This window comes from Tissierella carlieri (assembly GCF_018917285.1).
In the GTDB taxonomy this organism is placed as follows: domain Bacteria; phylum Bacillota; class Clostridia; order Tissierellales; family Tissierellaceae; genus Tissierella; species Tissierella carlieri.
Map to the genome: position 1 here is coordinate 1 of NZ_JAHLOH010000055.1, position 10130 is coordinate 10130.

The window sequence follows — 10130 nt, forward strand, 5'->3', positions numbered from 1 at the left end:
GCAAGCTTTAACTTTTACTTCTTTACTATACTTTGGTTTTCTTCCCATAAAAAAATACCTCCAAGTAGATAATCTAATTTTTAATTAATTAGACTGTCTACTTAGGAGGCATCATATCAGGTATGAAAGCGACTCAGTAATAAATAATTTTTTAAAATCATATATATAAGTAATGTCATGTTGACCTATTGATTTAACATATTTATTGATTAACAAAATATTAATTTTCTCATCAGATAATATTTTTTTACTCATATGATTCACAATCTTTCTACTTATATTGTACAAAAAAGAACCTATAGCAATAGACTTTTTTATTGTCTATTCTAAAGGCTCTATTTTAATAACATTATAAATTTAAACTTACAATTCTTATAATATATATCTATTACCTATAGATTTATTTAATTATATATTACTTAATTCTCTCTCTAGTTTATCACTATATGTTTCTAATCCTGTTACTTTAGCTGCTAATTCAGTTAATGGAATTATATCATTCCTATTAATATATTCTAGTGAAAACTTCCTATTTAAAGCCATAAGCTGTTTTAATCCTGTTGATATTCTATTTATATAGGAATAAACACCTATAGCACCAGTAGAAATATTTAAAGCATCATCACCATATAATTCTTTAAGTTCTCTTATGCCACTGAATATTTCTTCTATATTAGAACCAAATCTTTGATAATCCTTAGGCACAGTGCCTCCTTTTATAAGTTCCCCCACTTGTTTTCCTGCCATAGCTGCTGCCATAGCTGCTCTTCCTATTCCAACAAGACCTATATATGGAGCACCTAAGGCTAATCCTTTAAATACTTGGTCCTCCATAGCAATTCCTCCAGCTACTGCAATCTGTGGAAGGTAATAATTTTTTTCATCCATTTTCTTTAAAATATTATATAATAAACTTTCCATATAAACTGTAGGAATGCCCCATTCATTCATCATCTTACTTGGACTATTTCCAGAACCTCCGCCAGCACCATCAAATGTAACTAAATCAACACCAGCCTTCGATGCAATCTTAAGTATTCTAATTAAATCTTTTGGATCAAATGGTCCAGTTTTAAAAGATATATGCTCTGCACCTAGTTCTCTTAGTTCTTTTACTCGATTAATTAATATTTCCTCATTCCATATTGGTAATTTACTAATTCTTTCAAATACTTGTCCTATACCTTTTTTATAGTTTTCTGCTATTACTGGATCAGATGGATCAGGATAAATTAAATATCCTTTTTTTTGAAACTCTAAAGCATCTTCAATTTTCTCAACTCTGCCCATTCCTTGTATTCCCTTAGAGCCTTGTCCAAATTTTAATTCCACAGATTTAACTCCTAATTTAGTAATAGCATAATCTAATACACCTAAATTTTCATCATCATAATTGCCTTGAAGAATAATATCACCATAACCCCTATAATATTTCCTAAATGCTGATACCATTTCTTCAATTAGGGGTGATGCAACAACTTTCCCATTTTCTAAGACTAAATCTTTATCTTTTGCTACTACGTCCTCACCTATTACAACCAATACTCCTGCTAAAGCAGCTCCTGCATAATAATCTCTCCAATTAAGCTTTGCTATAGCTGGTAAAACTATAGGTGCATTTAATTTAACTTTATTGTTTATTCCAAATGTTGTATCTATATTTGCTTTAGGAAAAGTAGCTAAATCTGCATCTTCTGCACATCCCAGTGCATTAAATACTCTCCCGTTAATGTTGAAATGAGAAAAATCTAATGGATAATCCTTCTCAGATGCAAATTGATTTATATCTGTTTTATAAGGATAAATTGCTTCTGAACCACGAACTGCTGATAAGCCTATTTCACATGTCCCAGTACAATTAGCAGTACATACAGCACACATACCTGAAAACTCAGATAGATGTGCTGAATCTCTCATTTTCGTATTAGTTATAGAACTCCCTAAAGATGGACTATATGACATAAAAAAACCTCCTTTTAATTTTCACATTCATTATGATGTTGATGTTCATTACAAACTGAACCTGTTGACTTAAGTGAACCTTCCAAATAACTATTTACAGCTTCCTTAGCATCTCCTTCGGCACCTACTATTACTTCTATATCCTTTTCATTAAAAATGTCAACTGCTCCTTTTCCCATTCCACCTGAAATAATAACATTTACTCCTAAATCATTTAAAAAATTTGGTAAAAATCCAGGTTTATGCCCTGGATTAGGAATTATTTCAACTTTAGCAACTCTTTTTCCTTCTATTTCAAAAATCCTAAAATTCTCACAATGTCCAAAATGCTCTGTTACCATTTCACCTTCACTTGCAACTGCTATTTTCATAATTATTCCTCCATTTCATCTAATATTTGCGAAATACTGTTTAAATAATTAACCTCCAATGTTTCAATAGAACCACTGTCACATGATGATGCAAGTTTAGGATCTATTGGCATCTTAGCAAGTACATTTATATTATGCTCTTTTGCAATTTCATCAATATGGCTATCTCCAAATACCTTAATTTTTTTTTCACAATCAGGACATTTTAAATATGACATATTTTCAACTAATCCAATTATAGGTATATTCATCATCTCTGCCATCTTAACTGCTTTAGATACTATCATTGATACTAATTCTTGCGGTGATGTAACAATAATTATTCCATCAACTGGAATAGATTGAAATACAGTAAGAGGAACATCACCAGTTCCTGGTGGCATATCAACAAACATATAATCAATATCACCCCAAATTACATCAGTCCAAAATTGCTTAACAGCACTAGCTATTATAGGTCCCCTCCAAACCACTGGATCAGTATCGTTTTCTACTAATAGATTAATAGACATAATATTTATGCCTGTTTTACTTTTAACAGGAAACCAACCAAGCTTATTTGCCCTAGCCTTATCCTCTATTCCAAAAGCCTTAGGTATTGAAGGTCCAGTAATATCTGCATCTAATATTGCAGTATTATACCCTTTTTTATTCATTGCTGATGCTAAGATAGATGTAACTAATGACTTTCCTACACCACCTTTACCACTTACTATTCCTATTACCTTTTTAATATTACTTAATTCATGTGATTTTTCTAGAAAGTCCATAGTAGTTTCCTTTCTATCACTACAATCTACGTTACAAGTATTACAATTTTGATTACAGTTTTCGCTCATATTTTTTCTCCTTTACCTATTTATGATTTTCATTGTATTTTTAAATACATCTTTTACTGCATTCCCTGCTTTACATTCAACATCAACTATACTATGTCCATTATTTATAGCTTTAATTACTTCTTTATCATAAGGTATTTCTCCCACAAATGGTAAGTTTAGTTCTTCACATATTGATTTAATCTTATTAGTATTTTCTACATTTGTATCATATTTATTAACGCAAACAAAAGTTCTAACATTTAGCTTTTTTGCAGTCCTAATGATTCGTAGCATATCATTAATACCTGAAAGGGAAGGTTCTGTAACAATAAGTACACTATCTACACCACTAAGAGATGCTATTACTGGACAACCAATTCCTGGAGAACCATCAATAATAGCTAAATCTGCATTTTCAACAGATTCTTTCATCTGTTTTTTAACTTCACTTACTAATTTCCCAGAAGTTCCACTCCCCATTTTTAATTGTGCTGTAGAAAATATTTTATCTTTCGTATATAAAGTTAATTTACCTGCAACATCTGGTCTAAGAGTTATTGCGTCAAATGAACATATCTCTTCACAAACTCCGCAGCCTTCACATGAAAAATAATCAACTTTAAATTCTTCATTGACTAATTTAATAGCATCAAAACCACAATTTTCTTTACACATACCACAGCTTTTACATTTCACAGTATCTATAAAGGCTTTGTCCATACCGTAATAATCTGATATTATAGGCTGAGAAATTTGATTCATTAATAAATGAAGATTGGGAGCATCAACATCACAATCTGCAAATGCTTTAGCATTTGCAAGTTTTATGAAAGCACTAGCAACAGTAGTCTTTCCTGTTCCTCCTTTACCACTAAGGATTAATAATTGTTTCATCACATACCTCCTTAGTAATATTATTTAATAAATTTATAAATACCTCTTGATATTTTTTATTTTGTTTTGATGCAATTAAACCATTTGAATTCATCTTTCCTAATTCAACACTAAAAGGAATTCTTGCTAAAATTTCTACTTTATTATGAATACAAAATTCTTCAACTGGGTTATCATCATCTAAACATTTGTTTAAAACTATTCCGAAAGGTTTTTCAAACAATCTAACTAATTCATAAACCATGTTCAAGTTATGAACCCCAAATATTGTAGGTTCTGCTACTAAGACACAATAATCTGCATCTTTAATACTTTCCATTACCATACAAGAACTTCCTGGAGGACAATCAATTATAACTAAATCATTATTAATTAAATTATCTCTTAGAATTTCACTTATAATAGGAACCCCTGAAACCTCACCAGTATTTAGGATTCCTGTTAATACAGTTACATTGTCAGATAACCCTTTTTGTATTGTTCCAATAACTCTTTCCTTTTCTGATAAAGCCTTTTCAGGACAAAACAAGGTACATCCTCCACAAGAATGACATATTTCATCAAAAATAATTAATCTATCCTTAACATAAGCCAATGCATTAAACTTGCAGAACTCAACACATTTTCTACACCCAGTACATAGCTCCTGATTAACATTAGGTATCTTCACTGATATTTCTTTAATAGATAATTTCTGGGGTTTTAAAAATAAATGCCCATTCGGTTCTTCAACATCACAGTCTAAATAAATGGACTTTTCTGCAACAGTAGCCAAATTAACGGATATAAAGGTTTTCCCTGTACCTCCTTTGCCACTAAGTACTGCAATCTTCATATTATTTTCCTCCATGATTATGAAATCCCAAATGAATCTCTTCAAGTAAAGACAATTGTCCATTTATAAAAGCATATATATTATCTTCTATAGAATCATTAATTGTTTTATATATCTTAACTCTGCCTGCATTTATTACATCAGCAGCCTTCTCCCCGCATCTTGGAGTAATTAACACCTCTGCCCCGCTATCAACTACTGATTGAGCAGCTTTGATTCCTGCTCCCCCTTGACTTGAAATTGCACTATTATCTATAAAAATACTTTCTTTTGTATCTGTATTATAAACCAAAAAATAAGGTGTCCTACCAAAGGACATACATACTGTTGTTTTTATAGAATTATCATTTACAGGAATAACTATTTTCATTTTAATATCTCCTATTCTTTTACATTAATTTTATGCTCTAGTCTTTCATTACATCTATGTCTTCGACATCTTCTGCATCCATGTCTTTTTTCATTTTCATCATAAAGCATATAATCTCCGCCTTCTATTTTCAATATGTTTCCATTAACCAAGGATTCTGCAATCTTTTTTCTTGCATCATTATAAATTCTCTGTACAGTAGTCCTAGCTACATTCATTCTATCAGCACATTCTTCCTGCATCATTCCTTCTAAATCTATAAGACGAATGGCCTCATATTCATCTACTGTCATAATGATTGCTTTACTATCTGTTTTTTCAGTATCAAGTGGTCCAAACATATTGCTTTCAGGTAAGCAACATACCTTCCTCCATTTTCTAGGCCTTGCCATCATTATTCTCCTTTACAAAATTCTAATTGAGTATTTATCATTTCTAACCTTCTTTCAAGTAAAACTTTTTGTTCCTCTAACAATTCTTTTTCTCCAATACACATTATTGAATGTAATGAATTTCTTCTATGTCCACAGTGTACTCCTACTCTATTACACATTCTACCGTTATTTCTTCTCATTCCATATCTTCCAAACATATATTATTTCCTCCTCATTATTATTAGTTATTAACATATGTCCATTTGACTTTATTATATCCCATTTTGGACATATGTCAATAACTTTTATAATAATAATTGAATTTTTTACTTTTTTCTCATGATTTATATTCAGTTTTTCCCATAAAAAATACTCCTCCTTGTAATTACAGTTTTTATTATTTTAACTGTCTATTACAAAGGGAGCATATTAATTTTAAGTTAATGGGGATTTTTTATTAATTATACCTTTTCCATTATAAAGGTTTCAACTTCTCAAAGTTGCTTTAACCATATTCTTATTAAGTAATATATTTAATGCATCTATAGTAGATTTCACTACTATATCAGCTTTAGATAATAGTTCTCCTGAAGCTCCTTCTCTCTCTATTATGGCTATAGATAATATTGCTTCTTTAAACATGGGGATGTCATTATATCCATTACCTAAACAAACAGTATTTCCTTTAATACTTCTTACTATTTCTTTTTTTGAATCTCCGGCATTATCCTTGGGAAAAGTTAAGATTTTTCCATTGATACCTATGCACTCTTTTTCTACAGTTCCATAGGTATCTGCTGTTAATATATATATTTTTACATACTCTGCTAACTTATTTATCAACTCTTCTACACCATTTATTAATTTCCCATCCACTGCTATAGTACCATTATAGTCAAAAACAATATTTTGTACTTCTATATTCTCTCTACCTGGTATTTCATATATTAACAAATTTATCCCTCCACTTTAAATCTATCCATATATTCCTTCTAAATATTCTTTTGTCATTTTATTCTTTGGATTAAAAAACATTTCCTCAGTCTTCCCATATTCTATTAGTTCACCATTTAAAATAAATGCTGTATAATCGGATATTCTTCTAGCCTGAGACAAATTATGAGTCACTATTATTATCGTATATTCCTTGGAAAGTTTTAGTAACATTTCCTCTATAATAGCTGTATTTTTTATATCTAATGCTGAACATGGCTCATCTAAAAGCAATACTTCTGGTTCAACAGTTAATGCTCTTGCTATGGAAAGTCTTTGTTGCTGTCCACCTGATAACTTCATTGCCGACATATTTAATTCATTGTTTATTTCTTCAAAAAGCCCTACTCTTTTTAGATTATATTCTACTATTTCTTGTAGTTGACCTTTATCTTTTATTCCATAATATATAGGTGCATAAATCATATTCTTGTATATAGACAAAGGAAAAGGTGTAGGTTTTTGAAAGACCATACCAATCATTTTCCTCACGTCATTTTTATTATATTCTCGAATATCTTTATCCTTAAAAAAGATTTTTCCACTATATCTACCGCCTTGCTCCTCCAGCATCAAATTTAGAGTCGTAAGAAATGTGGACTTTCCGCAACCTGAAGGCCCAATAATTGCAGTTATCTTATTTTTTATAAAGGACATAGACAAATCTTTTAATATCAATTTATTATCATAACTAACATTTAAATCATTTACCTTTATTACTTCCATTTATCTATGCTCCCCTCTATTTCTATTTAAAATCAATGATGAAATATTAATTATAAGCAATAGTATAATAAGTATTGCAGCAGTACCATATGCCTTTTCTAGTGATATTCCTTCCCCCGTTAATATATAAAGATGAAAAGGAAGTGCCATAACTGGAGAAAATATGGATTTAGGTATTGAAGCAAATATTACAGCCCCTGTTAATATTATTGGTGCAGCAGCTCCCATAGCGAATCCTCCACCTAAGAGAATAGCTGAAGTAATGTCTTCTATACACATTGGCAATATCAATTTAAATATAGTATAAAATTTAGATACTCCTAAAGCATATGATGTACCAATAATATTGGAATCTACCTCCCTCATTATTTTTTCAATTCTAACCTCAATATATGGAAATATCATAATTCCTAATGTTATACTTGCCGTTAATAGAGATCTATCAATTTTAAAATACAAAATTAATAATGTATAACCAAACATTCCTAAAATAATAGATGGAATACCAGCCATACATTGTATTATTAAATGGATGATATCACTTATACATTTGTTATTACAATAAAAAACTGTGTAAATAGCTGTTGCCATAGCTAAAAAAGATGCAAAAATACAAGATAATAGCATTAACAATAAGCTTCCAACAATAGCTGGAAATATTCCACCCTCTGACCCTAGAGGTATACCCTTTGGATTATTGAAAATAAATTCCAAGTCAATAGAACTCAATCCCTTTTTTAGAATATATCCCAAAATAAATATAGTAACTCCAACTACAATAATAGCACTCATTGTAATCCATAACTTAAATATATTATCTTTAATCTTTTCCTTCATAATATCTCAATCCTTATTTTATATTATTTTTCTTTTTATTATATATAGAAGAATATTTATAATAAGTAAAATCATCATAAGTACAAATCCAGCAGCATAAAGTGCATGATAATGGAGACTACCAACCTCAGCCATCCCCATCTCAAGTGCAATTAAAGAGGGGATTGTTTGACATTTCCCTAATAATTTAGGCATTATAGGAGCATTACCTATTACCATCATTACAGCCATGGTTTCTCCCATACCTCTACTTAAAGCTAACACTGTAGAAGCTAATATGCTCCTCTTACTATTGGGTAAAATTACTTTTCGAATCATATAGGATTTAGAGATTCCTAATGCATTTGAATATGTAGAGTATTCATTATAAATCTTTTCCATAGACTCCTCACATGTTGAAATGATAAATGGTAACATCATAATAGAAAGTATTATACCACCTGCTAATACAGATTCCCCTGTAGCGAATAAAAATTTTGTTTCAAAGAACTTTATAACAACCAATAATCCAATAAATCCATGGATAACAGAAGGTATACCAGCTAATATATCTATTAAAGTCCTAATTATTTTTTTAATTTTACTATTGGTATAACTTGATAAAACAACAGCACTCCCTACACCTATAGGTAATGCAATAACAATTCCTACTATTGATACATATATGGTCCCTAGTATAGTAGGATATATTGATAATTTATCTGGAGAATTAAGAGGATTCCACCTTTTACCAAAAATAAATTCTAATATAGAAACTTCTTTAAAGAACACAATACTTTCCTTTAAAATAAATAATATTATGAAAGATAGCATAAATAAAGACAATATAGTAAGAAAACACACTATGGATTTAAAAATTTTATTTTCTAACTCTTTCATTATAATCACCTCAAAAAAATAAGGGGCTAAAGCCCCTGATTTTAGTTTGCTGGTACAAATCCCATTTTTTCAATAATCTCTGAACCTTTATCCGACAAGACAAAATCCATAAATACCTTTTGCTCAGGTGTCAATTCTCCTTTTTTAACTACAATAAGAGGTCTTGATACCTTATATGATTCATTTACTATATTTTCTTCTGTTGGCTCTATTCCATCAACCTTTAAAGGTATAAGTTTTCCTATATTTTGATTTACCATACCAAAAGAAGCATAGCCTATTGCATCTTTATTTTCGATAATTTTTGTAACTAAAGCACCCATTGAAGGGGATTGAATAGCGTCTTCTCTTACTTGCACATCTCCCATTATGCTCTTTTGAAATACCTCATGTGCTCCACCACCTAGATCTCTAATAACAACTACTATTTCTTTATGCTCAAGACTCTGGTCTAAATCATCCCAGTATTTATATTCCCCTGAAAATATCTTCATAATTTCTTCAGTACTTAGACTATCTTTCAATTTTAGCAATGGATTTTCTGGATTTATAGAAATAGTTAAAGCATCTATCCCCAAAACAAATTCTTTCATATCGCCTATCTTTTCTTTTTCTTCATCCTTCACACCCCTAGCTAACATACCAAAATCACTAGTACCTTCTATGACTGATTTAACCCCTGCACCAGAGCCTCCTGCTGATACATATATTGATATATTTTTCTCTGGAAAACTAGGATCTACTTTGTCCCAAGTAGTATTACCTTCAATGAAATCTGTCGCTATAGCTGATATTACAGGCGCTAAAGTTGATGAACCATTAAATGTCATCTCCGCTCTAAATTCATTGTCATTAGATATTAAAGCAGACTCATCTTTTGTACATCCTATTAAAGACACGATAAAAAGTGACACAACCAATAACAAACTAATTTTTCTTTTCATATAGTCCTTGTATGATATAGTCAACGACTAAAATCATACTCTCCTTTCTTTTTTATTATAATTATCCGCTATAATTAAACTAGACACTGTGGACTTTTAATTTGACCTTATAGCTTGACTATTT

The 10130-nt window shown here is 30.3% G+C and carries 13 protein-coding genes; all 13 read right to left on the bottom strand.

The genetic code is table 11. From position 1 onward, the window contains the following. Nucleotides 1-408 precede the first annotated feature (408 nt). Nucleotides 409-1962 (bottom strand): glutamate synthase-related protein, encoded by a 1554-nt coding sequence (locus KQI38_RS20175; RefSeq protein ID WP_216562708.1) that lies wholly within the window; start codon nucleotides 1960-1962, stop codon nucleotides 409-411. Between the two features lie 14 nt (nucleotides 1963-1976). Beyond that, on the bottom strand, nucleotides 1977-2333 hold the full coding sequence (locus tag KQI38_RS20180; RefSeq protein ID WP_216562710.1) for a NifB/NifX family molybdenum-iron cluster-binding protein: 357 nt from the start codon (nucleotides 2331-2333) through the stop codon (nucleotides 1977-1979). Nucleotides 2334-2335: 2 nt separating this feature from the next. Further along, a complete protein-coding gene (locus tag KQI38_RS20185) occupies nucleotides 2336-3103 on the bottom strand; it encodes an Mrp/NBP35 family ATP-binding protein (RefSeq protein WP_216562730.1) in 768 nt (255 codons plus the stop codon). Nucleotides 3104-3184: 81 nt separating this feature from the next. Then, complete coding sequence (locus tag KQI38_RS20190) at nucleotides 3185-4048, bottom strand: ATP-binding protein (RefSeq protein WP_216562712.1); 864 nt, start codon at nucleotides 4046-4048, stop codon at nucleotides 3185-3187. Further along, a complete protein-coding gene (locus KQI38_RS20195; protein ID WP_216562714.1) occupies nucleotides 4026-4883 on the bottom strand; it encodes a nucleotide-binding protein in 858 nt (285 codons plus the stop codon). The genes KQI38_RS20190 and KQI38_RS20195 overlap by 23 nt, the downstream gene beginning before the upstream one ends. Nucleotide 4884: 1 nt before the next feature. Continuing rightward, a complete protein-coding gene (locus KQI38_RS20200; RefSeq protein WP_216562716.1) occupies nucleotides 4885-5253 on the bottom strand; it encodes a NifB/NifX family molybdenum-iron cluster-binding protein in 369 nt (122 codons plus the stop codon). Nucleotides 5254-5264: 11 nt separating this feature from the next. Next, complete coding sequence (locus KQI38_RS20205) at nucleotides 5265-5645, bottom strand: DUF134 domain-containing protein (protein ID WP_072971507.1); 381 nt, start codon at nucleotides 5643-5645, stop codon at nucleotides 5265-5267. Between the two features lie 2 nt (nucleotides 5646-5647). Beyond that, on the bottom strand, nucleotides 5648-5845 hold the full coding sequence (locus tag KQI38_RS20210) for a DUF5320 domain-containing protein (RefSeq protein WP_216562718.1): 198 nt from the start codon (nucleotides 5843-5845) through the stop codon (nucleotides 5648-5650). A gap of 268 nt (nucleotides 5846-6113) precedes the next feature. Continuing rightward, nucleotides 6114-6581: an HAD family hydrolase gene (locus tag KQI38_RS20215; RefSeq protein WP_216562720.1), complete on the bottom strand. Its 468-nt coding sequence runs from the start codon at nucleotides 6579-6581 to the stop codon at nucleotides 6114-6116. A gap of 21 nt (nucleotides 6582-6602) precedes the next feature. After that, nucleotides 6603-7346 (bottom strand): phosphate ABC transporter ATP-binding protein, encoded by a 744-nt coding sequence (locus KQI38_RS20220; RefSeq protein WP_216562722.1) that lies wholly within the window; start codon nucleotides 7344-7346, stop codon nucleotides 6603-6605. Next, a complete protein-coding gene (locus KQI38_RS20225; RefSeq protein WP_216562724.1) occupies nucleotides 7347-8183 on the bottom strand; it encodes a PstA family ABC transporter permease in 837 nt (278 codons plus the stop codon). It abuts the gene before it with no gap. An 18-nt stretch (nucleotides 8184-8201) separates the two neighbouring features. Beyond that, nucleotides 8202-9062 carry a phosphate ABC transporter permease subunit PstC gene (gene pstC, locus KQI38_RS20230; protein WP_216562726.1) on the bottom strand — a complete coding sequence of 287 codons (861 nt, stop codon included), beginning with the start codon at nucleotides 9060-9062 and terminating at the stop codon, nucleotides 8202-8204. Between the two features lie 41 nt (nucleotides 9063-9103). Then, complete coding sequence (locus KQI38_RS20235) at nucleotides 9104-10006, bottom strand: phosphate ABC transporter substrate-binding protein (protein ID WP_216562728.1); 903 nt, start codon at nucleotides 10004-10006, stop codon at nucleotides 9104-9106. Nucleotides 10007-10130 lie beyond the last annotated feature (124 nt).